The 23,748-nt window shown below is 46.8% G+C and carries 23 protein-coding genes and 1 pseudogene; 13 read left to right on the top strand and 11 right to left on the bottom strand.

The annotated features are described in order from the left end of the window. The first annotated feature begins 294 nt into the window (after window positions 1-294). The 4 genes from INR79_RS04730 to INR79_RS04715 are packed head-to-tail and all read left to right on the top strand — an operon-like array spanning window position 295 to window position 3,157. Window positions 295-1,752 (top strand): tetratricopeptide repeat protein, encoded by a 1,458-nt coding sequence (locus tag INR79_RS04730; RefSeq protein ID WP_223096203.1) that lies wholly within the window; start codon window positions 295-297, stop codon window positions 1,750-1,752. Between the two features lie 48 nt (window positions 1,753-1,800). Beyond that, window positions 1,801-2,151: an arsenate reductase (glutaredoxin) gene (arsC, locus tag INR79_RS04725; RefSeq protein WP_022594565.1), complete on the top strand. Its 351-nt coding sequence runs from the start codon at window positions 1,801-1,803 to the stop codon at window positions 2,149-2,151. Beyond that, entirely contained in the window at window positions 2,148-2,717 is a 570-nt protein-coding gene (gene wrbA / locus INR79_RS04720) for an NAD(P)H:quinone oxidoreductase (protein WP_004408414.1), read from the top strand. The genes arsC and wrbA overlap by 4 nt, the downstream gene beginning before the upstream one ends. Before the next feature lie 23 nt (window positions 2,718-2,740). Then, window positions 2,741-3,157, top strand: a complete 417-nt coding sequence (locus INR79_RS04715; protein WP_045961653.1) for a DUF2069 domain-containing protein — start codon at window positions 2,741-2,743, stop codon at window positions 3,155-3,157. Window positions 3,158-3,217: 60 nt separating this feature from the next. Here the strand turns inward: INR79_RS04715 and rlmM are convergent, their stop codons facing one another. The 7 genes from rlmM to INR79_RS04680 all read right to left on the bottom strand — a co-directional run bounded on the left by rlmM (window position 3,218) and on the right by INR79_RS04680 (window position 9,785). Beyond that, window positions 3,218-4,309, bottom strand: coding sequence for a 23S rRNA (cytidine(2498)-2'-O)-methyltransferase RlmM (rlmM, locus tag INR79_RS04710; protein ID WP_022603432.1), 1,092 nt, complete (start codon window positions 4,307-4,309; stop codon window positions 3,218-3,220). Then, window positions 4,306-4,704, bottom strand: coding sequence for a DUF423 domain-containing protein (locus tag INR79_RS04705; RefSeq protein WP_004408419.1), 399 nt, complete (start codon window positions 4,702-4,704; stop codon window positions 4,306-4,308). The genes rlmM and INR79_RS04705 overlap by 4 nt, the downstream gene beginning before the upstream one ends. Continuing rightward, window positions 4,694-5,314 (bottom strand): alpha/beta family hydrolase, encoded by a 621-nt coding sequence (locus INR79_RS04700; RefSeq protein WP_004408420.1) that lies wholly within the window; start codon window positions 5,312-5,314, stop codon window positions 4,694-4,696. The genes INR79_RS04705 and INR79_RS04700 overlap by 11 nt, the downstream gene beginning before the upstream one ends. After that, window positions 5,311-6,216: a transcriptional regulator GcvA gene (locus INR79_RS04695; RefSeq protein ID WP_004408421.1), complete on the bottom strand. Its 906-nt coding sequence runs from the start codon at window positions 6,214-6,216 to the stop codon at window positions 5,311-5,313. Before INR79_RS04695 ends, INR79_RS04700 begins: the two co-directional genes overlap by 4 nt. A gap of 312 nt (window positions 6,217-6,528) precedes the next feature. After that, a complete protein-coding gene (locus tag INR79_RS04690) occupies window positions 6,529-8,001 on the bottom strand; it encodes an FGGY family carbohydrate kinase (protein WP_223096201.1) in 1,473 nt (490 codons plus the stop codon). 12 nt (window positions 8,002-8,013) lie between these two features. Further along, entirely contained in the window at window positions 8,014-8,952 is a 939-nt protein-coding gene (locus INR79_RS04685; protein WP_223096200.1) for a transketolase family protein, read from the bottom strand. Window positions 8,953-8,954: 2 nt separating this feature from the next. Continuing rightward, the gene (locus tag INR79_RS04680; protein WP_022613921.1) at window positions 8,955-9,785 is read right to left on the bottom strand and encodes a transketolase; all 831 of its coding nucleotides are present in this window, start codon (window positions 9,783-9,785) and stop codon (window positions 8,955-8,957) included. Between the two features lie 309 nt (window positions 9,786-10,094). Here INR79_RS04680 and INR79_RS04675 point away from each other — a divergent pair, with 309 nt between their 5' ends. From INR79_RS04675 to INR79_RS04650, 6 genes are all read left to right on the top strand, one after another. Beyond that, the gene (locus INR79_RS04675) at window positions 10,095-10,898 is read left to right on the top strand and encodes a GolD/DthD family dehydrogenase (RefSeq protein WP_022549939.1); all 804 of its coding nucleotides are present in this window, start codon (window positions 10,095-10,097) and stop codon (window positions 10,896-10,898) included. Window positions 10,899-11,023: 125 nt separating this feature from the next. Beyond that, window positions 11,024-12,013, top strand: coding sequence for an ABC transporter permease (locus INR79_RS04670; protein ID WP_223096198.1), 990 nt, complete (start codon window positions 11,024-11,026; stop codon window positions 12,011-12,013). A gap of 51 nt (window positions 12,014-12,064) precedes the next feature. Continuing rightward, window positions 12,065-12,997 carry a sugar ABC transporter substrate-binding protein gene (locus tag INR79_RS04665; protein WP_223096196.1) on the top strand — a complete coding sequence of 311 codons (933 nt, stop codon included), beginning with the start codon at window positions 12,065-12,067 and terminating at the stop codon, window positions 12,995-12,997. 15 nt (window positions 12,998-13,012) lie between these two features. Further along, complete coding sequence (locus INR79_RS04660; RefSeq protein ID WP_223096194.1) at window positions 13,013-14,536, top strand: sugar ABC transporter ATP-binding protein; 1,524 nt, start codon at window positions 13,013-13,015, stop codon at window positions 14,534-14,536. Window positions 14,537-14,550: 14 nt separating this feature from the next. Next, window positions 14,551-15,348 (top strand): SDR family oxidoreductase, encoded by a 798-nt coding sequence (locus tag INR79_RS04655; RefSeq protein WP_223096192.1) that lies wholly within the window; start codon window positions 14,551-14,553, stop codon window positions 15,346-15,348. 29 nt (window positions 15,349-15,377) lie between these two features. Then, entirely contained in the window at window positions 15,378-16,340 is a 963-nt protein-coding gene (locus INR79_RS04650) for a sugar-binding transcriptional regulator (protein ID WP_022591633.1), read from the top strand. A gap of 95 nt (window positions 16,341-16,435) precedes the next feature. On the opposite strand, the gene INR79_RS04645 is transcribed toward INR79_RS04650, so the two are convergent. From INR79_RS04645 to pomA, 4 genes and pseudogenes are all read right to left on the bottom strand, one after another. Next, window positions 16,436-16,870, bottom strand: a complete 435-nt coding sequence (locus tag INR79_RS04645) for a DUF805 domain-containing protein (RefSeq protein ID WP_223096190.1) — start codon at window positions 16,868-16,870, stop codon at window positions 16,436-16,438. An 84-nt stretch (window positions 16,871-16,954) separates the two neighbouring features. Further along, the gene (thiI, locus tag INR79_RS04640) at window positions 16,955-18,403 is read right to left on the bottom strand and encodes a tRNA uracil 4-sulfurtransferase ThiI (RefSeq protein ID WP_004408424.1); all 1,449 of its coding nucleotides are present in this window, start codon (window positions 18,401-18,403) and stop codon (window positions 16,955-16,957) included. A 139-nt stretch (window positions 18,404-18,542) separates the two neighbouring features. Beyond that, a pseudogene (locus INR79_RS04635) lies at window positions 18,543-19,483 on the bottom strand (flagellar motor protein MotB). Window positions 19,484-19,494: 11 nt separating this feature from the next. Next, window positions 19,495-20,259 (bottom strand): flagellar motor protein PomA, encoded by a 765-nt coding sequence (gene pomA / locus INR79_RS04630; RefSeq protein ID WP_004408426.1) that lies wholly within the window; start codon window positions 20,257-20,259, stop codon window positions 19,495-19,497. Window positions 20,260-20,621: 362 nt separating this feature from the next. Here pomA and xseB point away from each other — a divergent pair, with 362 nt between their 5' ends. From xseB to dxs, 3 genes are read left to right on the top strand one after another with little or no spacing between them, the layout of a single operon-like run. After that, window positions 20,622-20,867 carry an exodeoxyribonuclease VII small subunit gene (xseB, locus tag INR79_RS04625; protein WP_004408428.1) on the top strand — a complete coding sequence of 82 codons (246 nt, stop codon included), beginning with the start codon at window positions 20,622-20,624 and terminating at the stop codon, window positions 20,865-20,867. Window positions 20,868-20,872: 5 nt separating this feature from the next. Then, window positions 20,873-21,757, top strand: coding sequence for a (2E,6E)-farnesyl diphosphate synthase (gene ispA / locus INR79_RS04620; RefSeq protein WP_223096188.1), 885 nt, complete (start codon window positions 20,873-20,875; stop codon window positions 21,755-21,757). Between the two features lie 19 nt (window positions 21,758-21,776). Beyond that, complete coding sequence (gene dxs, locus INR79_RS04615) at window positions 21,777-23,660, top strand: 1-deoxy-D-xylulose-5-phosphate synthase (RefSeq protein ID WP_223096186.1); 1,884 nt, start codon at window positions 21,777-21,779, stop codon at window positions 23,658-23,660. The last annotated feature ends 88 nt before the right edge of the window (window positions 23,661-23,748 follow it).

Raw genomic sequence — 23,748 nt, 5'->3', positions numbered from 1 at the left:
ATTCTTGATTTAGAACCACTAAATCTTTAAATCGGTGCCTTGCCTAAAAATCAATTAAATCTCGCTGAACCAAGTATCTTGAGGTCACTTGGGTATAATGACATTTAGACCCGTGTTCTCCATTTTCAATTGCAGATGTGAGGCAAAACGTATCGAAATTTGTGAGCTTTTAACGTTTTAAACTGCGCTAATTGTTGAAAAGAACAGCACCTGAACTGCGTTAAACGAACCTTAAAGGTGTTCAGTAGTCCAATAAAACGATAAAAAATAAAAATGACAATATGATGGAGCAGAATGTTTAAACTTACTCGTTCAACCCTGTATCTCAGCATGGCAGCCCTGATCGGTCAGCCAGCGATTGCTCAGAATTCGGGGTATGAATTGCCAGATATTGGTACGGCAGCTGCTTCCACCCTGACTATTGATCAGGAGCTGCAGTACGGGGACGCTTACATGCGCATGTTGCGCAGAAGCCAGCCAATTGTGCATGACCCTGTTTTAAATGAATACATCAGCAACCTTGGGCACCAACTTGTCGCCCATGCCAATGACGTAAAAACGCCTTTCAATTTCTTTCTGATTCAGGATCGCGATATCAACGCATTTGCCTTTTTCGGAGGCTATGTCGCACTGCATTCCGGGCTGTTTTTGCATGCTCGTTCAGAAAGCGAACTCGCTTCCGTTATCGCGCACGAAATTGCTCACGTAACTCAACGTCACTTAGCAAGAGCAATGGAAGATCAAGCGCGTCGTTCGCCAGCAACCATTGCAGCTTTAGTTGGCTCACTTCTGTTAGCCGTCGCTGCACCGCAAGCCGGTATTGCCGCCATTACTGCTACTCAGGCGGGAATGATCCAGAGCCAAATCAACTACACCCGTTCTAATGAAAAAGAAGCGGATCGCTTTGGCATTGTCACTATGTCTAAAGCGGGTTTTGACCCTCAGGCCATGCCACGATTTTTTGGTCGTTTAGCGGATGAATTCCGTTACGTGAGCAAGCCACCACCAATGCTATTAACTCACCCACTGCCTGAAGACCGAATCACAGATTCCCGTGCCAGAGCACAGAGTATGCCTCCGAAGCGCTTAGGTCCTTCCATTGAATACCATCTGGCTAGGGCTCGCATCATTGCTCGCCATGCTGGTATCGACAGCGATGCCGCCATCGACTGGATGGACAGACGTCTTAAGAAAGCGCACAAGGACATCGCCCCTACGTTGAAATATGGCAAAGCGCTGGCGTATCTGGATTTGAAAAAACTGGATAAGGCTGAGGCCTTGCTAGTAGAGCTGGACAAGCAGGAGCCTAATAACAACTTTTATCTCGATGCACTTTCAGATCTGTACCTTTACAAAAAAGAGTACGACAAAGGTTTAGCCATGTTAAAACGTGCACTGGATAAAAAGCCGAATAACCCAGTTCTCACCATTAACTATGCAAATTTAATGATAGAGAGCGACAAATACGCTGAAGCGACTCGACTACTTCAACGCTATACTCATGATCATCCTGAAGATTTGAACGGCTGGGCATTGCTGTCTGATGCTTCTGGTAAGCAGGGTAAACTTGACGAAGAAGCGGCGGCACGCGGAGAGATCTTCGCACTCAAAGCTGACTGGAAACAGGCGATCAGCTTTTACGCAGAAGCCAGTAAGCTCGTTGATCTGGGAAGCCTAAAACAGGCAAGATACGATGCGCGAATTGACCAGCTTGGGCTGGAACGCGATCGCTTCTATGCATTGCAGAACTAATAAGCACTACAAAAACAAGTATTAAAAAACCAAGAATTGGGAGAAGACATGTCGGTCACTATTTATCACAACCCACGCTGTTCTAAGAGTCGTCAGACTCTGGCGTTACTAGAAGAAAAAGGCATTACACCAGACGTTGTTAAGTATCTTGATGCGGACCTCACCGTCGAACAACTGAAAACCGTTTTTGCTCAGCTAGGTCTTGATAGCGTGCGCAAAATGATGCGCACTAAAGAAGATATCTATAAAACGCTTAATTTGGGGGATGCCTCAGTAACCGACGAGCAACTGTTTGAAGCGATGGTCGCCAACCCAAAACTTATCGAACGACCAATCGTGATCAAGGGTGACGCGGCTCGTCTTGGTCGCCCGCCAGAGCAGGTTTTAGAAATCCTATGAGTGTAAAGGTCGTTATCCTTTACTACAGCCGCCACGGTAGCACGCGAAAATTGGCGCGTCAGATTGCCCGTGGTGTTTCTTCGGTTGAGGGGTGCGAACCTCTCATCCGAACCGTAGAAGAAATAAGCGAAAACGCCTCGCAGCCAGAAGATCCCGTCATTTCGCTCGATGAACTGAAACAATGCGACGGTTTAGCCATGGGAAGCCCCGTATGGTTCGGTAACATGGCGGCACCTCTTAAGCATTTTTGGGATTCATCTACCCCACTTTGGGTGGCAGGGGATCTCATCGATAAACCAGCATGCGTTTTTACGTCTTCATCTTCGCTGCATGGTGGTCAGGAAACCACGCTTCAGAGCATGATGTTGCCACTGTTTCATCACGGTATGATGCTGCTCGGTATCCCATATTCTGAACCTGCTTTGCACACCACATCACAAGGTGGCACACCGTATGGTGCATCCACCCTTGGAAGCCAGATACAATCCAATCAATCCGATGAAGGACAACTTGCTTTCGCGCTCGGTAAACGTCTGGGCGAATGCGCTAAGAAGCTGAAAAACTAAGGTCTGTTGACTAAGGATCTGTGATGGTAGAAACATCCTCTATCAAGTTTCGTTATCTCGCTTTGGCTGGAAATATTGGGTTGCTGGGCTGGGTACTATTATGGCAGCTAAGCCTTTCGCCTCACCCCCACATCAGCAACATAACATTAGCCATCGCCTGGAGTGTCCCATTGCTGCTGCCACTGCCTGGGATTCTTGCTGGCAGACCGTACACTCATGCATGGGCGAACTTTGTTCTGATGCTGTATTTTCTTCATTCACTGACCATTTTATATGTCAATGAAGGGGAGCGTTGGTTAGCCATCGTGGAGCTGCTGCTGACCACCTTAGCGTTCATGGGAAACACCTTGTATGCAAGGCATCGTGGCAAGGAACTGGGTTTAAAACTCACCAAGTTGTCTGAGGTCGAGAAGCAAGAAAAAGCGCGATTTGAAGAATAGACGCTGATACAAAAAACGCTCCAGTCAGGAGCGTTTTTTTATTTCCTAGGGAAATACATCCTAGTGAGGAGAAATATTAGACAGGCACTGAATGTGCACCGTAATTTCTTCGCGATCGTGATACAGGTGCTTCGCCTGAAGGCGGAATTTCACCTTATTGTCGATAAGGAACACTTTTAGGTTTTCAATATCCTGAAGCACTTCATCATAGCGCCCCTTCATCGGCAGCTTAAGGTTGAAGATTGTCTCTTTCGCCCAACCTTTAATAAGCCATTCACCCATCAACTGAGCAACACGAGAAGGCTTTTCAATCATGTCACATACCAGCCAGGTGACGTTTTTTCTTGGTGGCTCGAACTTGAAGCCATCTTCCATGTGATGTTTCACCTGACCCGTATCCATCAGGCTTTGCGCCATCATGCCATTGTCAATCGCGTGGACGAACATCGACCGCTTAACCAATTGATATGTCCAGCCACCAGGACAAGCACCCAAATCCGTTGCCCACATGCCCGACGCCAGTCTTGTATCCCACTCCTCTTTAGGAATGAACACGTGGAACGCTTCTTCCAGCTTAAGCGTTGAACGGCTCGGGGCATCTGCCGGGAACTTGAGCCTTGGAATCCCCATAAAGAATTTAGAGTTGTTGTCTGATAAGGAGTAACCAACAAAGCAGTGACCTGGTGCGACAAAACAAGCGTGAAGTACTGGTTTTTTCGGGTTGTCTTTATTGTAAAGAACACCTTTTCCGCGCAAAGCCTGACGCAGTGGCACCGTAAATTTACGGCAGAACTTCAGAAGTTCTTTGGCTTCGTTGGTGTCGGGCGTTTCAACACGTAGGTCACCACAGCGTGGCAAATCTTCGTGTTCGGTCAACCCTTCCAGAATCGGAGAAATACGGTCATCTTGAGGAAGGTCTTTACACTCTGCCGCCACAGCAAAAATCTGACGAGCAAAGATCAACGAATTGAAGTCCAGCTCCTGAGCCAGTTTCGCACCATCGCCTTCCTGATAGCATTCAAACAGAACGTAACCTGTGTTCTTTTGTACTCTCGGGAAACCGTACACCTCTAGCTGGGTAGCACGATCTTGGATCTCACCTGCACACTCTTTTTCAAAACCCTGGCGGCAGTAGAGCATTAAGTGTTTCACGACTTCACCTCTTCAATTCTTAACGCAGCAATAGTGAAGCTCACCCAACCCACAATAAACATTACGCCACCAAACGGAGTGATAGGACCAAACCATTTGATGCCAGTCAGTGCCAATGCGTATAGGCTGCCACTAAAACAAAGGATGCCGATGATAAAGCAAATGGCGGCGAATCGCAGTCCTTTTTGCGCCTTTTCACCAAGATTTCTTTGCAGCAGAATCGCCACCAAAATCAGGGCAATCATATGAACAAACTGGTAGTGAACTCCGGTCTCAAAAACACCAATAAGGTAGTCTGAGAGAATTTTTTTCAATCCGTGAGCGGCAAATGCCCCGAGCATCACCGCTGTTGCACCAAAGAAACCTGCTGTAGCAAGAATCGTTTTACTTTTCATAGCAACTCCGAATGAATCGTTCTAGGTGCGATACCGCTAACTCAATATTGCTGTCCTGAGTATGCCCTGAACTTTTTCTGGGCTTGAAGCTGTGGTCGCCATCAGGAATAAATGTGAGCTCGACATGCTTCGAAAAAGCAAAATCGGCACATTCTTCTTTCTTCCCGAAAGTATCTCGCTCTCCCTGAAGAATCAGGGTAGGTTTTGCTATCGTAGCCAGATGGTCGCCCTTATAATTTTCAGGTTTGCCCGGTGGGTGAAACGGGAAGCCAAGGCAGGCAATACCACCGACAAGTTCCGACTCAGACATCAGGCTTGCCATTCTCCCACCCATGGATTTACCACCGATAACCACTGGCTTGCCGTTGGCTTGGTCTTCCAGAGTGGTTTGATAAGCTTCCAGCAATTTTGGCGCACGATCAGGCGGGCGCTTCTTCCCGTCTTCACTGCGTTTCACCATGTAAGGAAAATTAAAGCGAACCACACGGATTCCAAGACCAGACAAGCCTTTGGCGACCTGCTCCATAAATTCGTGTTCCATGCCTGCACCCGCGCCGTGTGCAAACAAAAACGTTAAGTCACCTTCTCCATCGATTAACACTTGGGTCATTCAATAAAATCCTCTTGTTCTTTTGCCGCTTTCGCCAGCATCCAATCTCGAAATGTCGCGATTCGACCGGTATCCGCCTGTTGTTCATGACACACAACATAAAAGGCATTTTTGCTGACTAGCACTTCGTCAAACGGACACACCAGCCGCCCTGCATCAATTTCAGGTTGTGCTAGTACGTTATTACCTAGAGCAACCCCCTGACCGTGAGCCGCCGCTTGCAGTACCATGGTGGAATGGCTGAAGATCGGACCGTGGTTTACATTCACGCCCTCAATATCATGAATGCGAGTAAATTGTTTCCAATCTTTTCTGGATGTGTCGTGCAATAACGTATGATGTTTTAAATCCCCAAGAGATTCTAATGGTTTTTTGCTCAATAACAGTTGTGGAGAGCAGACCGGAATCAAACATTCCTGATAAAGTTTATCTGCCCGCAAACCAGACCAATTTCCCCGACCATAGTAGATGGCTACATCCACATCATCAGTCAGCGAACCTTCATCCATATCAACCGCTTTAATCCGAACATCGATATCTGGCTCTTGCAGATTGAAGTCCGCCAGCCTTGGAACCAGCCACTGAATCGCAAAACTTGGGGGTAAGCTGATGGTCAAAGCCCCTTTCTCACTGCGTTCGAGCACTTTATCTGTGGCTTCTGCCAGCGAGGTAAAGACATCTTTGATGTCCAGAAAATAGCTTTGCCCTTCTTCAGTAAGCAGCAATGACCGATTACGACGGCGGAAAAGTTTCAGCCCTAAATAGTCTTCTAACGTTTTGATTTGGTGGCTAACCGCCGCCTGAGTAACGAAGAGTTCTTCAGCAGCTCGGGTAAAACTCAGGTGTCTGGCTGCTGCTTCAAACACACGGAGTGAATTGAGAGGGGGAAGACGTCTCGACATGTTTCACCTAATTCAACTAAGCATTAGTTTTTTTTATCCGAAACATTATAAATTGTCGATTGCCGATGAGCCAGAGAAAATCTATATTTCGTTTCGCAACGCTGAGCCTGAACGGCTTGATTATCTTTGATAATCAATTGGTTTAGTTGTTGCGATGTTGTGTTTGCATAAACTCGAATTTCGAGTTGGTAGAGTTATCTACCAGTGTCTCAGCGCTCAGCGCTAGGACCATACTTCCTGTATTATTTTGACCTGTCTGTCAAATTTTCACACCGCCTACTTAGGCGGTGTTTTTTTATCCGCAAGAAAGACTCAAATGAGAGTACGCGCCAGCGCATCTTTCCAACCTTCATACCATTTCTCTGCCAGATCAGCTCCCACCTTCGGGTAAAAAGACTGAACGGGATGATCAAGTGCTTTCAGGCTCTCGTGAGTTTCCCACCAGCCTATCGATTGACCCGCAAGAAAAGCCGCTCCAATGGCAGACACTTCCGCATCTAAGTTGCGAATAACTGGCTTTTGAATCAGATTGCTTAAAAACTGCATGAGCCACGCATTAGCAGTTGGCCCGCCATCCACCATCACTTTCGTGACCTGCTGCTTGGTATCTTTTTCGATGGCATCCAAAATATCCTTTACTTGATACGCGATCGACTCCAGACCAGCTCTGAGCAACTGATATTTGGTCGTACTGATATCCATACCGGAAAATGTCGCTTTCACATCTGTTTGCCAATGCGGTGCACCAAGCCCTGATAGAGCAGGCACAAAATAAACGCCCCCATTGGTTGGTGCATGCGCTTCTATATTGTTGAGTGCACTTTCAGGAATATCACCAATAACGGAGCGAACCCAGTCCAGTGCAGATCCTGAATGGGTAATGTTTCCTTCTAACGCCTGACAAACGCCATATTTATCAGCCCAGGCGATGGTTTTGGTTAACCCATGCTCCGGCTGCTTGCTGATATTGGTGACGGACATAAGCGACGACCCAGTACCAAATGTCGCTTTTACGGCACCCTCTTCAAATCCTTTGTGCCCATAAAGCGCGGCGTGTGAATCACCAATCATAGAGGCGATGGGAACACCGTCAGGAAAACCATCGATATTATGCGTTTTCCCATGAATACAGGAAGATGGATTCACCTTAGGCAGCAAAGAAGCAGGCACTTCAAACACATCCAATAGGGCTTTATCCCATTCTTGAGTGTTGAGATTGAATAGCTGAGTTCGGGATGCGTTTGAACTGTCTGTTGCAAACTCCTTAGTACCTGTCAATTTCCATAGCAACCAGGCATCCACAGTACCTGCGCAGTAGAAACCTGTTTGTGCTTTTTCAAATCCACTTGGTAAGTCATTTAATAGCCAGTTTATTTTGGCTGCGGGAAAGAGCGGGTCAATCATCAAACCTGTTTTCTCAATCAATAACGGCTCGATATTGCTTTCTTTAAGCGCTTGGCAAAATGGCACAGAACGTCGGCATTGCCAGGAAATAAGCGGGGTAATTGCCTTTCCAGAGTCCCGCTCCCACATCATCACCGACTCTCGTTGATTACTAATGGCAATTGCAGCAATAGCATCTGGAGAAGAATATTCAATACAAGATCGTAATAGCGAAACCACAGCCTGCCAAATCGCCTCAGGGTCTTGCTCCGACCAATCCGCTTGTGGGTGAAACACGTTAAGCGGACGAGAGTCCTTAAAAACAATTTCTCCCTTCTGATTGATGAGTAATGCCTTCGCGTTGGTTGTGCCTTCATCAATAGCAAGAATGTACTTTTCCATGTCGCCTCGCCCTTAAGAATCCATTAGGTTTTTCACCAGATTATAGATAGAGTTCGCATCTATCCCATGATGCGCTCGCATATCTTCTCGATTGGCCGCTATCGCATATTCGCCGTCGTTGATACCTAACCGGATTAACCGTGTACCTGAACCTTGTTCTGCCATAACTTCTGAGACTAGCGCTCCGACTCCACCATTTACATTGTGTTCTTCCACTGAAATCACAAACGGTGTCTGACCAACGGCTTCAATCAACTCCGCTTTGTTAAGCGGTCGGATGGACGACAAGCTGATCACATTCGCACTGATCCCTTCTGACAACAGCCTCTCAGACGCTTCGTAAACTTCATGCACAGTAGACCCTAACGCCACCAGCGATACATTCTCACCTCGCGTCAACACATCCACTTTGCCCGGTTCAAAGCGATAACCTTCATCGTGAAGCACAGGAAGCGGTTTGCCGTCCATTCGAATATAGACTGGCCCTACTTTGTTTATTGCGTACTGAATAATCTGCTCACATTCAATAGGATCGCTCGGTGCAAAGATCTCTAGCCGACCAAACCCTCTCATCACAGATATATCATCGATTGAATGGTGAGTACTCGCCAAAGGACCATAGCTGGCACCGGAATTCAGACCAAACATTTTTACGTTGGTGTCGTTGTAGCAAACATCTATTTTAATTTGTTCGTTTGCCCGAGAAACCAAAAAAGGGGCAGCATTACAGGTGACCACCACTTTCCCCCCTAGCGCCAGCCCTGCCGCTGTACTCACTAATGCCTGTTCTGCTATACCTACATTGACAACCCTTTCTGGATACCTCGACATAAATGGAGAAATTTTGGAGGTTGACGTTGAATCGGCGACCACAGCAATTAGGTCAACACCGTTTTCGACCGCTTTCGTGAACTGCTCAATCATGACATTCGCTAAGTGCTTCTTTTCCATTGTCATGCCTCCAACTCTGCCAACGCGAGCTCAATCTCGTCACCTTTTGGTACTCGGTGATGCCATTCCGCTGCATCCTGAATAAAGCTGACTCCATAGCCTTTCAGTGTATGGGCAATAATGACATGAGGTTTGCCATTGTCGTAATTCACCTTTGAAAAGGCCATCAGACATTCTTCGACATCATTACCATTGCAGTCCGATACATCCCAGTTAAATGCTTTCCATTTATCTTCAAGCGGGTCGGTTGGCATGATTTCACTTGTGCGACCAGCTAACTGAAGTTTGTTGTGATCAATGATTACAACCAAGTTATCCAGTTTGTATTTTGCCGCAACCAAGGCTGCTTCATAAATACTGCCTTCTGCCAACTCACCATCTCCACACACCACGAACACTTTACGGCTACTGCCAGATAGTTTGGCTGCCAGAGCAATCCCCACAGCTACTGGCAAACCATGCCCCAACGCACCGGTATTAAGTTCAACACCCGGGGTTTTCTGCCTGACTGGGTGCCCAGGAAGCATAGAATCACAATGTTGATAAGTAGCTAACGCTTGCTCTGGAATAAACCCGGCTTCTGCCAAAATACAGTAGTATCCGCCTACAGCGTGGCCTTTTCCCTGAATGTAAATATCCCGCTCCGGGTCATTAATTCGTTCGGGAGACACATTAAGTACATTGAAATAAAGGCTGGCAACGATCTCAACCTGAGATAAATCCGCTCCAGTATGCCCACCTGCCGGGCTATTCGCGTTGAGCAAAATGATTCTTCGTCTGATTAGCCGAGCTTTCTCCTTAATCTGTTCAGCATTGAGCTGATACATATTCATGATTCTCTCCTTCTACTGAAAATCCATATCCAGCAATAAATATATATTCACAACAAAATAAATATCAACCATGTTTTTGCAAACACTCCAAAAACAGAGATTCAAAAGATCGATTCATAGCTTATCAATCAAAGAGTTAGGGTTATAAAAATAATTAAAAAATCAAACAACAGATTAATTTATTTAATTTTCAATAAGTTAACCCAAAATAAGTGACAGTGATCAAAATTTAACCACAAAAAACTGTTGCTCTCACAAACATCAATCCAATATATATTCATTGCAAATTATTTATTCAAGGATATAAAAATGACTAGCTATGACGTAAACCTGAGCTACGGAGTGGACAATACTTTCTCCCTTCATGGAAAGGTGATAGCGGTCACTGGAGGATTAGGGGGAATCGCCATGGCAACCAACCGCCTCTACTTGGAAAAAGGAGCCAAAGTTGCTGTTATCTATCCTCCTTTTGAACAGGAACGTGTTTCTCAGGCAAGCGAAGTACTCAGTGCCATAGCCAAAGATGCAGTCTCATTTCATTGCTGTGACATCACACAAGCTGATCAGGTGGATTCAACTTTCGACCAGATAATAGAAGAGCATGGCAAGTTAGACGGTCTGGTTAACTGTGCTGGCTATGTCATGTTGCAACCCGCATTAGAAGTCACTGCAAAAGAATGGCAGAAGCAACTGGATGTGAATCTGACTGGTTCATTTTTATGCGCAAAAGCCGCTGCCAATATTTTTATTCAACATGAGTCCGGCGGAAAAATCATCAACATCGCTTCTCAGGCTGCCACCATCGCCATCGACCAGCACGTTGCCTACACCTCGGCAAAAGCAGGGCTAATAGGAATGACGAAAGTACTGGCGCTGGAATGGGCTAAGCACAAGATCAACGTCAATACCATTTCACCGACTGTCGTACTCACCCCAATGGGTGAAAAAGCCTGGCAGGGAGAAAAAGGCGAACACATGAAGCAGAAGATTCCAATGGGGCGTTTTGCCTATACAGACGAAATTGCCGCCGCAATTTTGTTTTTTACAAGTAATGGCAGCGACATGATCACGGGTGCGGATTTGATGATAGATGGCGGTTTCACCATCTACTAACTGCCAAGGATAGAAAAACCAAGGCTCAGAATAAAAGGCGTTTTGAGGACAGCAAGTTAGAGAGGACTCCAACTCATCAAGACAGCCAAAGTTACCTAGTATTAAAAGAAGGAACGACAAACATTATGGACATCTCGGAGGTAAACGTGGGTCGCGCTAAAGTGAATATTCCCATTCAGCAGAGAATCATGTCGAACCCGGCATTCGGACCTTTCATTGGACTGGTTCTGATTTGTATCGGTTTCGCCTTCTCCTCGGAGTACTTTTTCACTCTGAGAAATGCGCTCAATATTCTCGACCAAATCACCGTATTAGGGATTTTGGCAATAGGTATGACAGCGGTCATCATTATTGGAGGTATTGATTTATCTGTCGGCTCTATTCTCGCTCTGTCTATGATGACCATGGGTTTTCTCGAACGCCATTTAGGAGTCCCCATCGAATTGTCGATTCTGCTTGGAATTTTAGCAGGCGGACTATGTGGACTGGCCTCAGGGCTTCTGATTTCCGTCGCCGAACTGCCCGCCTTTATCGCCACCTTAGCTATGATGTCTGTCGCTCGTGGTATCGCCAACATCCTGACCGACGGTCGACAGGTTGTGGGTTACCCCGATTGGTTTACTGGCTTATCAACCATCCGCTACTTCGAAGTGTTCACTGTCACCATGGGCGTATTTATTCTGCTCACTTTAATCGCAGGGTTGTATCTCAAATATCGCGCCAATGGCAGAAACCTATACGCCATTGGGGGTAATGAAGAAGTCGCAAGGTTAGCCGGGATTAACGTTCATAAGCAGACCATTCTGGTTTACGTCGCATCAGGGTTACTCGCAGGTATTGCAGCAATGACTCTGGCAGCAAGACTGGACTCATCGCAACCCAGTGCCGGTATTGCGTATGAACTCGACACCATTGCCGCTGTTGTGATTGGCGGAGCGAGCCTCAAAGGAGGACGCGGAGCCATCATAGGCACGGTAGTGGGTGTGCTAATTATCGGGGTGCTGAGAAATGGGTTAAACCTTTTGGGCATCTCACCTTTCTTTCAACAAGTGGTCATCGGCGTTGTTATCGCGGTAGCGGTCGCTTTCGACACACTTGGCAGAAAATCCTCTTAAACCCATCCCCTTAAAACTAAGTGGGAAAGTAATGACAACAAGGAGAGTTACATGTTTAAGCAAGTGAAAAAATGGCTGCAAGGTGCTGCTATCTTGTCAGCAGCATTGGTCGCACATGCCTCATGGGCAGAGACTACCATTGGGTTAGCTGTTGCCAACCTTCAGGCAGACTTTTTTAACCAGATAAAGCAGTCGGTCGAAGCAGAAGGTAAGAGAGTTGGAGCTAAAGTGATCGTGGTGGATGCTCGTGGAGATTCCGCAACTCAGGTTAGCCAGATTCAGGATTTGATCACTCGTAAAGTGGACGCCATCATCTACATCCCAGCGGGAGCAACAGCCGCGAGTGTTCCGGTGAAGGCTGCTCATAAAGCGGGAATTCCAGTCGTAACCGTGGATAGAAACCCAGAAGGTGCACCTGGTGATACTTTCATTGCAACAGACAGTGTTGCTGCCGCCAAAGAACTGGGTGAATACGTTGCTAAAATTACTGGAGGGAAAGGTCGAATTGGTGTCGTTCAGGGTCAGATCGGTACAACACCCGAAATCGATCGTAATCGCGGATTTAACGAAGCCATTGCAGATTACCCAGACCTGAACGTCGTAACCAAACAAGCCAGTAAAGCATGGATGCAGGATGAAGGTTTCTCTATTGCGCAAGACATGCTGCAACGAGACCCTAGCATCACCGTATTCTTCGGTCGCGCCGATGCACTGGCACTGGGTGCTGCACAAGCAGTGAAAGTGGCAAATTTGGATCATGATGTGGTGGTCGTTGGATTCGACGGAGATGCTGCTGGTTTGGAAGCGGTCAAAAAAGGCATTCTTGCAGCAACCATGACTCAGCAAACTCAGTTTATGGGTCGCCTTGCTGTTCGCTCTGCACTTGATTTGAAAGACGGTTTGTATGTGCCAAAAACTCAGTTGCAAGGCGCAACATTAACCGTAAAAGACAACGTTGATCAGTTCATTAAAGTTCACCCTTAATCAAAGGTAGGAAGTATGAAGTCAGAACATGCTCAAGCTTCCGCCTCTACCATAAGCTCACCCAACAGTGGGCTTGTGGTGAAAGGTGCCGGAAAGAAGTACGGCGATATCGAAGTACTGTCAGATGTTAACCTCACCGTAAAACCCGGAGAAGTGGTGTCTCTATTGGGAGAAAATGGAGCCGGAAAATCCACTCTGTCTTCCATTATTGCTGGAGTCATTCAACCCTCTTCCGGTGAAATGACCTGGCAGGGAAAACCCTACTCCCCGTCCTCCCCGGCAGATGCACTGGATTCAGGAATTGGCTTGATACATCAGGAAATACGTTTGTTGCCTGACTTGAGCATCGCCGAAAACGTCTTTCTTGGTAGAACTATTGTTCATAATGGGCTGGTCAATCAGGACGCAATGGTCGAAGCCGCAAGTATTCAACTTGAGCGGTTGGGCCTGGACGTCTCGGCTAACATGCTAGTCAAAGATCTGAAAGTTGCAGCTCAACAGCAGGTAGAAATTGCCAAAGCGTTAACACTGAATGCCAAACTGCTGATCCTTGATGAGCCGACAGCTGCTCTTGGAGGTGAAGAAACTGAGCGTTTGTTCGAGCAGATTCGTCATTTAAAAGCAGAGGGAGTGTCTTTCATCTACATCAGCCACCGGCTCGAAGAGATAGCCCAGATAGCAGATCGCATTGTGGTCTTAAGAGACGGAAGTCAGGTAGCAAACCATGAGCGTGCCGATGTCCCGGTCAAACAACTGGTCAGTGAGATGGTGGGTCGAAGCATCGACAGAGTTTTCCCCGAACGAATCCACCAGATTGGCTCCCCCGTCATTGAGGTTCAGAACCTAAGCTCAGCAACCGATGAATTTCAGGACATCAATTTCTCCGTCAATAAAGGGGAGATCTTCGGAATTGCCGGCATTGTGGGTGCAGGTCGAACCGAATTGGTCAGAGCCATTTCGGGTGCAGACCCCACTCAGTCTGGAACCGTCTTGCTCGATGGCAAGCCAGCCGCCATTTCAACTCCCAAAGACGCCATTGATAAAGGGATCGTTCTGGTGCCCGAAGACAGAAAAATTCAGGGCGTTATTTTGGAAGACTCCATTTGTGACAATGTCGCTTACGGCAACTTCGACCAGTTCAGTTCCGCAGGCTGGGTCAACCCAAAAGACATGGCGGACTTTGCTCAGGAAACCATAGATAAAATGGGCGTCAAAGGTCAGATTCATCAAAGAGTTTCTGACTTATCTGGCGGTAACCAACAGAAAGTCATCATCGCCAAATGGATCGCTCGCAACCCGAAAGTGTTCATTCTCGATGAACCCACCAGAGGTATAGATGTAGGGGCACGAGCCGCAATCTACGATGTGATATCCGAACTGGCTCAGAAAGGGATGGCGGTCATTATCGTAAGCTCTGACCTGGATGAAGTATTGGGTCTGTCGGACCGAATCATGGTGCTCGCCCACGGGGAACAACAGGGTATTTTGGAAGCCAAGGACGCCAGCCAGGTCTCAGTTATGGCGCTTGCCACACAATAATAAGGAAATTTTCAATGAGTCAATTTAACAACAAAAGCGTGGTTATCACCGGTGCCTGCAAAGGCATTGGTAAAGGTATAGCAGAACATTTTGCCTCTAAGGGCGCGAACTTAGTCATTGCCTCCAACGACAAAATCATTCACGAAACTGGTCAGCAGATTAACCAGAAATATTCCGGCGTACGGGTTGAATCCAAAGTGGTTGATGTCTCTTCTGAGCAACAAGTGAAAGATCTGTATCAGTTCACATTCGACACCTTTTCTGCGATTCATATCAGCATTCACAACGCTGGTATCATCACCATTAAACCGTTCGATGAGATGACTCATGAAGAGTTCAACAAAGTACTTCATGTCAACACCACAGGGGTTTGGTTGTGTAGCCGTGAAGCAGCAAAATACATGGCAAAACAAGGAAGTGGACGTATTGTTAACACTTCTTCCTTGCAAGGCAGAAATGGCTTTATTTACACGCCTCATTACGCGGCGAGCAAAATGGGTGTCATTGGTATCACCCAGTCATTAGCACTTGAATTGGCACCAAAAAACATCACAGTAAACTCGGTTTGCCCCGGAATCATTGAGAGTGACATGTGGAAATATAATGATAAAGTATGGGGTGAAATGCTCTCGACTCCTGATAAAACCTACCAAGAGGGAGAGTTGATTGCGGAATGGGTCAGCAATATTCCCCTGAAAAGAGCTGGCACACCACAAGATGTGGCGAACGCCATCGCATTTTTCGCCTCTGACGAAACAGACTATATTACAGGGCAAGCGCTCAATGTCTGTGGCGGCATGGCAATGAATTAATCCACTCAATATTAGGTGAACTCCCGGAAATGTCAGAGCTTGATGAACTCAGATCCGTACTGAAAATCGCAAACCTTTACTTTAAAGACGAACTCAAGCAGCAAGAAATTGCTAAAAAACTCCGAGTGTCTCAGTCTTATGTGTCCCGGGCGATTAATCGGGCTCAAAAGGAAGGGTTTGTTAAGATCAGTATCATCCAGCCACCTGGAGTTCATCTGGATTTAGAACTAAAGATTCAGCGTCACTACGACCTTAAGCAAGTCATCGTGGTCGATACACCTGCCGAGTCTTCTCCTGCTTACACTAAATCTTTGGTCGGCAGTGCTGCCGCACATTATCTGGAATCTATCCTGAGAAAGAACGACATTCTGGGAATCTCTTCATGGAGTACCACCATTTCTGCCATGGTCGATAACATGCATTTCGCACGTTCCAAGGTGAAAGAAGTAGTTCAGCTTATGGGAGGGGTGGGAAACAATGGTGCTTTTCAGGCAACCTACCTTACTCAGCGATTAGCCAATCTTCTAAATGCGTCTGCGCACCTTTTACCCGCACAAAGCATCGAGCGATCTTATGAAGCGAAAGAGAAGATTCTTCAAGATCCAGAAATCAAAGAAGTGTTCGATACCTTTCCTAAGATCGATATCGCTTTGGTTGGTATTGGGCAGCTTGAACCCTCGGAGCTGCTGCAAAACAGTGGGAACTACTTCGATAAAGAGATGCTTCAAACCATGGTCGACGATGGTGCCGTTGGAGACATCTGCCTTCACTACTTCGATAAACGAGGCAAACCCGTCATTGAGGAAAGCCACGACCCTGTCGTTGCAATCTCACTGTCTCAGTTGAAAGATGTGCCACACGTCATTGGTCTTGCCTGTGGAAAAGAGAAAGTCGCTGCCCTAGACGGTGCTCTGAATGGCGGTTACTGCGACGTACTTATTACGGATGTGAACACGGCTCGTTCATTGTGGGAATACTTTTATACCCATTAGTTTGCTGTGAACTTAAAAAGTGCTGAACCTTCTTTTAAGTAAAGTGAATAAAATAAAAGCCCCGCAAGTGCGAGGCTCAATTATTAGCGTTTTAACTAGGCAACTATCGTCCCTTGATCCGAATCTCCGCTGCTAGAATTCTCTTTCGGGTTTGGTCCATATTGGTTTGTGCCTGCCTGACTATCCATCACACTGAACACCAAAAGCATGATAGACGCCGCAGCTACCATCGCGCCCCCAAATAAAATGATGGCTTCTGAGGACAGACTCATGCCAAATAGTACGACAGGCACGCCTGCAAATGGCGATGCCATCCACCAGCCACTTTTACCGATGTCGTGCAAACGACGAATACCCAGTCCTATCTGAGGCACCAGCGCCATCAACGGATAGACCACATTAATGAGTGGGATGAAAGAGACGACCATATTCAGGATGAAGTTGATCAGTAGAAACATCCAGTAATCTTTTCGGCGAGAGCGACCCTTAAATTCAAAAGCCAGTTGCCACGCTTTGATAAATTCATTCATAAACTTTGTCTTTGCTATTTCTTGGGTGTTGATTCAATAAAAAGCCACTCTGGTGAGTGGCTTGGAAAACACTAACGAGCTTTGTTACGGGCGATACACTTTTACGTTGTTGTAGCCCTGCTCTTGCAAGTAAAGCGCTTGCAAGCGGCTCATTACACCGCGGTCGCAGTATAACAGGTAAGTTTTATCCTGGTCTAAATCGCCGAACTTAGTCGCCAGTTTGAAGAATGGAATGTGAACCACTTCAACGCCATCAATCTCAAGTGGTTTTTCGTCCTCTTCTTCTGGGCTACGGATATCCAGCACGATGCCATTTTGGTCAACGTCTTCCACCTGCTCGACTTCTGGTGCTTGCTCCAGGCTTTCTTTCGCAATATCACGAATGTCCATGATGCGTGCGTCGTACACCACCTGCTCTAGCACAGAAAAATCGAATTTCGCTTCTTCCGTTTCCAGTTTTTCTTTCACCGCTTTCACAGTCGGCTTTTTAGAAATCACACCACAGTATTCAGGCATGGTTTTCGCGAAATCTTCCGTACCAATGTCACGAGCCAAATCGATGATGTCTTCTTTGTCCCAGTTGATAAGTGGACGAAGAATCAACGTCTCTGTTACACCATCAATATGACGCAGATTGGTCAAGGTTTGAGAAGAAACCTGACCAAGTGCTTCACCCGTTACCAGAGCCTGAATGCCAAACTTCTCGGCAATCATTCCACCTGCACGCATAAACATACGCTTAAGGATAACGCCCATTTGACCGTCGTCGACTTTCTCAAGAATCTCAGCAACCACAGGTTCAAAGTCCACAGAAATGAATTTCACTTTGGCGGAAGAACCGTATTTGTCCCACAAGTAATGAGCAACTTGCTTAACTCCAATCTCGTGAGCAGGACCACCCAGATTAAAGAAGCAGTAATGAGTTTTAGAACCACGTTTGATGTGCAGGTAGCTGGAAACACCAGAGTCAAAGCCACCAGAGATCAAGCTCAGCACGTCTTCCTGAGTACCCAGAGGGAAACCACCTAAACCTTTGTGACGAGCCAGAATCTGATTCAGCTTGTCGCTGGCCACTTCAATTTTTACCGTTACATCTGGCTTGTGGAGTTTTACGCTCGCACTTTCAACCGCCTGGTTCAGACCACCACCGATGTAGCGCTCCAGTTCGATCGACGTAAAATCGTGTTTGCCACGACGCTTCGCACGAACAACAAAAGTTTTCCCTTCGATTTTCTCGCGGTTCAGTTCCAATACCTGCTCGTAAATATCGTGCATGTCTTCGAAGTCTGATTGTTGAACTTCAAGTACATGATGAATACCCGGAGTCTGAGTCAGGATGGACAGAACTTTATCGTAGTGCTCGTCGTTTTTACCGCTCACCTCAATGTGATCACGACGGTTAAATACCGCCACGTTCTCAGTGTGCTTTTGGATAATGATACGAATATTGCACTCCAGAATACGAGTGAAACGCTTACGTACGGATTCACTTTTAACAAAAATTTCTGGATGGGGCTTAACGATAAACTTCATGGATTTGCTTCACTGGTTAAGAACTGGATTGCCGCAGCAATTCTGAGGCGCGCGATTATAACCGAGATAACCACACAAAAAAAGGTGAGCACTTTATGTACTCACCTTAATATTATTAGAAACATCAATTCTTGCTAAATTACTGCTGTGCTGAGACCTCATCACTGAAGTGTGGTTTACCCTGCATGATGTTGATTTCAACGCGTCGGTTTTCCACTCGTCCCTCAGCCGTGTCATTGCTGACCAATGGCTCAGTATCCGCCATACCTCGAACCCGAAGCCTTGAGTGTTCAAAACCTCTGACTTTTTCCATTTCGTGCGCAACGGAAACCGCTCGTTGAGAAGACAGATCCCAGTTCGAACGGTACAGCTCAGAATCCAGTGGTTGATTGTCTGTATGACCAGAAACACGAACGATACCCGGTACGTCTTTCACCAGCTCAGCCACCTGACGAACCAAAGGTCGGAACTTAGGTTGCAGGAATGCCGAACCTTCAGGGAAGGCCCCTTTTTCACGAATTCGGATAACGATTTGCTGACCTAAATTTTCTACCTCAATCGCCCCTTCATCAATTTCACGCTCCAGCGCTTTTTTGATGCTTTCGACGATGGTTTCCATCTCTTGTGATTGTGCTTCAGACTGTTGCTGTTGCTGCTCGGACTCATTGTTCTGGTTCATTTTGGTGGATGTATCTGGCGACTTACCACCCGTCAGCTTACCCACTTCACGTTTGGTACCACCCGCACGGTCAGATTCCCCTTCATGAAACTCCAGCGTTTGCTGAGTCATGTCGATGGTTTGCTGCATAATCACGTCAATAGGTGTCGGCTCAGGTCGACCCGGACGAAATTCCTGAGCAATAACACTGGTCCCCTTTGGAATGTCTTTCACTTCCAACTGGTTTTGAACACCGAATGCGAACTTCATGGAACCGGCGATCTGCTTAAACTTCAGTACGTCCATTTCGGAAAATGAAAGCAGAAGTACGAAGAAGCACATTAGCAGTGACATCAAGTCAGCAAACGTACCCATCCACAATGGGAGCCCCGGGGGGGACATTTGCACTCTTCTTCTTCCATCCTACTTCCCCTTACTCACCATCCACATCAAGAACACGCTTACTTTCGTTCAGGTAGTTCTTCAGGTAGCTGTCGATTACACGAGGGTTCTGACCATCCTGGATCGCCAGTACGCCATCCATTATCAGACGGCGATTCAGTTTTTCCTGCTCACGACGCAGAGACAATTTATCTGCGATTGGGAAAAACACCATGTTAGAAAGAATAGCACCATACAGGGTTGTAAGAAGTGCTACCGCCATCGCGGGACCGATGGATTTTGGGTCATCCATGTTTGAAAGCATGGCAACCAGACCAACCAGAGTACCGATCATACCCATCGCAGGAGCAACGTCACCGAAAGCTGAAAATACCGCTCTACCCTGTTCATGGCGCTCATCGGTTAATGAAATGTCTTTCTGTAGTGTTGCGCGCACCACATCAGCATCGTGACCATCCACCAGCAAGTCGATACCCTTTTGCATGAAGGAGCTGGTGATCTCCATTTCTTCCAACGCCAAAAAACCGCCTTTACGGGCGGCGTCTGCCATTTCGACTACTTTCGCGATTAAGTCTTCTGGCTCGTCCGCTTTAAACATGAAGGCTTTACCAGCGATTTTAGCTGCACCGAAAAATTGCCCCATGGTGAATTTCATCAAAACCACGAAAGTCGAACCACCTACAACGATCAGGATAGACGTCACATCGATAAAGATACCGATGCCTCCCCCCAAAACCATTGCCATGATTACGAATGCAAATCCGCCAATTAATCCAATTAACGTTGCTAAATCCACAAAGCACCCCTCATGCTAAAAATTCTAATGTGCGCTTAACTCCAGCTATCGGCAGGGTCTTCGTTTTATTTAGGACTTTTACCGACAGCGTTCGCAAATTTTCTTTTAACTTTAACAGACTATACCTAATTTTACCTACGGTCCCAGCCTAAAGACATTGTAGGCAATTTCCTGTTTTGTGCTGTGACTTCAGCTTGATTGAACAAAAAAGAGGCACACTCATACTTTGAGACCATTTGATAATAACGAATCCATTGTAAAAACTGATATACTGCACTTTTGTTAAATTTTCTCTATTGCGAGTTTGACCAGCCGCTATCGCTGAGTTAACTTGCGTGCAACGTTTTAGCAGCAGAAATCGTATGGCAAGCAAAAAACCAGAAAACATGACTTTTGAAGAGTCGCTTACTGAATTAGATTCTATTGTAGAGCAGCTGGAAAGCGGCGATCTGGCATTAGAAGACGCCCTCAAAAAGTTCGAGCGTGGTATTCACCTTGCCAGAGCTGGTCAGGGAAAACTGTCTGAAGCTGAACAACGCGTTGCCATTCTGACCCAAGAAGACGATCAGGCTGAATTAACGCCCTTCGATCCAAATTCTGAAGAATAATTACTATGTCCGCATCTTTAACCTCTTACCAAGAGCGCAGCAACGCACAGCTGAACGCTTGGTTGGATACTTTGCCCTATCAGGATCTACCTCTTATCCAGGCCATGCGCCATGGTTTAACTCTGGGTGGCAAAAGAGCTCGTCCGTATCTGGTTTATATTACGGGTGAAATGCTTGGTTGCACCTTAGGGGAACTCGATACCCCGGCCTGCGCCGTAGAATGCATTCATGCCTACTCTCTGATTCATGACGATTTGCCTGCAATGGATGACGATGAACTGCGTCGCGGGCAACCCACCTGCCACATCAAGTTTGATGAGGCCACCGCTATTCTCACTGGCGATGCACTGCAGACTCTGGCTTTTTCGATTCTTTCCGAAGGCGAACTTAGCCCAGAAGGCGAAACCAACCGTATAAAGATGATCCAGACTTTAGCTCAGGCATCAGGTGTACGTGGCATGTGTATGGGACAGGCGCTGGACTTAGCGGCTGAGAATCGATCGGTTTCTTTGCAAGAGCTGGAAAGCATTCACTTGAATAAAACTGCTGCCTTGATCAAAAGCGCCATCAAGATGGGGGCAATGGCAGCGGGAGAAAAAGGGCTTAAAGTTCTGCCTGAACTAGAGAAATACGCCGATTTGGTCGGTCTCGCATTTCAGGTTCAAGACGACATCCTAGATATCATTAGTGATACCGAAACTTTAGGAAAACCTCAGGGTTCGGATCAAGAATTAAACAAAAGTACATACCCATCCTTGTTAGGATTGGAAGGTGCTCAGAAGAAAGCGCAAGAGCTGCTTGATGATGCACTGGGAGCGCTGGAAGCCATCCCTTATGATACACAGTTACTTGAAGAGTTCGCCCGTTACGTGGTCGAGCGCAAAAACTAAACAATAAGCGCTGATATATATGACTCTCGATATTTCAAAATATCCTACTTTAGCACTGGCAGATACACCCGATGAGCTTCGCCTTCTTCCGAAGGAAAGCTTGCCTACGTTATGCGATGAGTTGAGAACTTATCTGCTTAACTCGGTGAGTCAATCCAGTGGGCATTTGGCATCCGGTCTGGGTACAGTGGAACTGACCGTTGCTTTACATTATGTCTACAACACACCATTTGATCAGTTAATCTGGGATGTGGGTCATCAAGCCTATCCTCATAAAATCTTAACTGGACGTCGTGAGCAACTGCCGACTATCCGTGAAAAAGGCGGGCTTCATCCGTTCCCATGGCGCGGAGAAAGTGAATACGATGTGCTGTCAGTCGGGCACTCATCAACTTCTATAAGTGCGGCACTTGGTCTTTCAATCGCTGCCGAGAAAGAAGGTAAAGACCGTAAAGTCGTCAGTGTGATTGGTGATGGTGCCATCACAGCGGGTATGGCGTTTGAAGCCATGAACCATGCGGGTGATGTTCATACTGATATGTTGGTGATTCTAAACGACAACGAAATGTCGATTTCAGAGAACGTTGGCGCACTTAACAATCACCTCGCTCAATTGCTTTCCGGTAATCTGTATACTTCAATCCGCGAAGGCGGAAAGAAGGTCCTTTCCGGTCTGCCTCCAATCAAAGAGCTGGTTCGCCGTACTGAAGAGCATTTAAAAGGCATGGTGGTCCCTGGCACCCTGTTCGAAGAGCTTGGTTTTAACTACATTGGTCCTGTTGATGGGCACGATGTGAATGAGCTGGTTAAGACGCTGAAAAACATGCGTGGCTTAAAAGGTCCTCAGTTCCTGCATATCATGACCAAAAAAGGCAAAGGTCACGAACCTGCTGAAAAGGACCCAATCGGCTACCACGCTGTACCTAAACAGTTCCTGAACCCTGATCCGAACAAGCCAAAAGCCAAAGCGGCTTCACCGACTTTCTCTAATATTTTCGGTGATTTCCTGTGTGATATGGCGGCGCAAGATCCTAAGTTAATGGCGATCACTCCTGCGATGCGTGAAGGTTCGGGTATGGTGCGTTTTTCAAAAGCGTTTCCCGAGCAATACTTCGATGTAGCGATTGCAGAGCAGCACGCTGTCACACTAGGCAGTGGCTTTGCTATTGCAGGTCTTAACCCGATTGTGGCGATTTACTCTACCTTCCTACAGCGCGGTTATGACCAGCTGATTCACGATGTCGCCATCATGAATTTGCCTGTCATGTTTGCCATCGACCGTGCAGGACTTGTCGGTGCAGATGGTCAGACACACCAGGGTGCCTTTGACCTAAGCTACATGCGCTGCATTCCTAACATGGTGATAATGGCACCAAGCGACGAAAATGAGTGTCGTCAGATGCTGTACACCGGTCACAAGCACACTGGACCTTCTGCTGTTCGTTATCCTCGTGGCAGTGGCTGCGGTGCAGAAATTCAGCAAGAAATGACAGCACTTGAAATTGGTAAAGGTCGAATCGTTCGTCAGGGTGGTAAAACCGAGCAGCCTAAAGTCGCCATTTTGAGCTTTGGTACGTTCCTACCAAATGCATTAAAGGCTGCAGAAGCATTTGATGCGACAGTAGCGGATATGCGATTCGTCAAACCACTCGACGAAGCACTTATCTCCCAACTCGTTGCTGACCATGATGTACTTGTTACCATCGAAGAAAACGTGGTTGCTGGTGGCGCTGGTGCTGGTGTTGTCGAACACCTGATGAACAGTAAGCAGATTCTCCCAGTGTTGAACTTGGGACTGCCTGATGAGTTTGTTGCTCAGGGCACACAAGATGAAATGCACGCCGAGCTAGGTCTGGATTCAGCAGGGATTGAGCAGTCTATTCATGAATATCTAGCCAAGTAAGCTGAACTTGGGTTAAGTAGACTTAGATCTCTCACCCGTAAAAATAAATAAAGCCGAACTCAGTTCGGCTTTATTTTTTCAAATTCAA

Origin of the sequence: Vibrio sp. SCSIO 43132, assembly GCF_019904195.1 — a bacterium.
Taxonomy (GTDB): Bacteria; Pseudomonadota; Gammaproteobacteria; order Enterobacterales; family Vibrionaceae; genus Vibrio; species Vibrio nigripulchritudo.
Note: the sequence above shows the minus strand (reverse complement) of the source record. Positions and strands in the feature narration are given on the sequence as shown.

Coding starts and splice junctions, on each gene's coding strand:
- INR79_RS04730 (WP_223096203.1), top strand. CDS start 295: ATGTTTAAACTTACTCGTTCAACCCTGTATCTCAGCATGGCAGCCCTG.
- arsC (WP_022594565.1), top strand. CDS start 1,801: ATGTCGGTCACTATTTATCACAACCCACGCTGTTCTAAGAGTCGTCAG.
- wrbA (WP_004408414.1), top strand. CDS start 2,148: ATGAGTGTAAAGGTCGTTATCCTTTACTACAGCCGCCACGGTAGCACG.
- INR79_RS04715 (WP_045961653.1), top strand. CDS start 2,741: ATGGTAGAAACATCCTCTATCAAGTTTCGTTATCTCGCTTTGGCTGGA.
- INR79_RS04705 (WP_004408419.1), bottom strand. CDS start 4,704: ATGAAAAGTAAAACGATTCTTGCTACAGCAGGTTTCTTTGGTGCAACA.
- INR79_RS04700 (WP_004408420.1), bottom strand. CDS start 5,314: ATGACCCAAGTGTTAATCGATGGAGAAGGTGACTTAACGTTTTTGTTT.
- INR79_RS04695 (WP_004408421.1), bottom strand. CDS start 6,216: ATGTCGAGACGTCTTCCCCCTCTCAATTCACTCCGTGTGTTTGAAGCA.
- INR79_RS04690 (WP_223096201.1), bottom strand. CDS start 8,001: ATGGAAAAGTACATTCTTGCTATTGATGAAGGCACAACCAACGCGAAG.
- INR79_RS04685 (WP_223096200.1), bottom strand. CDS start 8,952: ATGGAAAAGAAGCACTTAGCGAATGTCATGATTGAGCAGTTCACGAAA.
- INR79_RS04680 (WP_022613921.1), bottom strand. CDS start 9,785: ATGAATATGTATCAGCTCAATGCTGAACAGATTAAGGAGAAAGCTCGG.
- INR79_RS04675 (WP_022549939.1), top strand. CDS start 10,095: ATGACTAGCTATGACGTAAACCTGAGCTACGGAGTGGACAATACTTTC.
- INR79_RS04670 (WP_223096198.1), top strand. CDS start 11,024: ATGGACATCTCGGAGGTAAACGTGGGTCGCGCTAAAGTGAATATTCCC.
- INR79_RS04665 (WP_223096196.1), top strand. CDS start 12,065: ATGTTTAAGCAAGTGAAAAAATGGCTGCAAGGTGCTGCTATCTTGTCA.
- INR79_RS04660 (WP_223096194.1), top strand. CDS start 13,013: ATGAAGTCAGAACATGCTCAAGCTTCCGCCTCTACCATAAGCTCACCC.
- INR79_RS04655 (WP_223096192.1), top strand. CDS start 14,551: ATGAGTCAATTTAACAACAAAAGCGTGGTTATCACCGGTGCCTGCAAA.
- INR79_RS04650 (WP_022591633.1), top strand. CDS start 15,378: ATGTCAGAGCTTGATGAACTCAGATCCGTACTGAAAATCGCAAACCTT.
- INR79_RS04645 (WP_223096190.1), bottom strand. CDS start 16,870: ATGAATGAATTTATCAAAGCGTGGCAACTGGCTTTTGAATTTAAGGGT.
- thiI (WP_004408424.1), bottom strand. CDS start 18,403: ATGAAGTTTATCGTTAAGCCCCATCCAGAAATTTTTGTTAAAAGTGAA.
- xseB (WP_004408428.1), top strand. CDS start 20,622: ATGGCAAGCAAAAAACCAGAAAACATGACTTTTGAAGAGTCGCTTACT.
- ispA (WP_223096188.1), top strand. CDS start 20,873: ATGTCCGCATCTTTAACCTCTTACCAAGAGCGCAGCAACGCACAGCTG.
- dxs (WP_223096186.1), top strand. CDS start 21,777: ATGACTCTCGATATTTCAAAATATCCTACTTTAGCACTGGCAGATACA.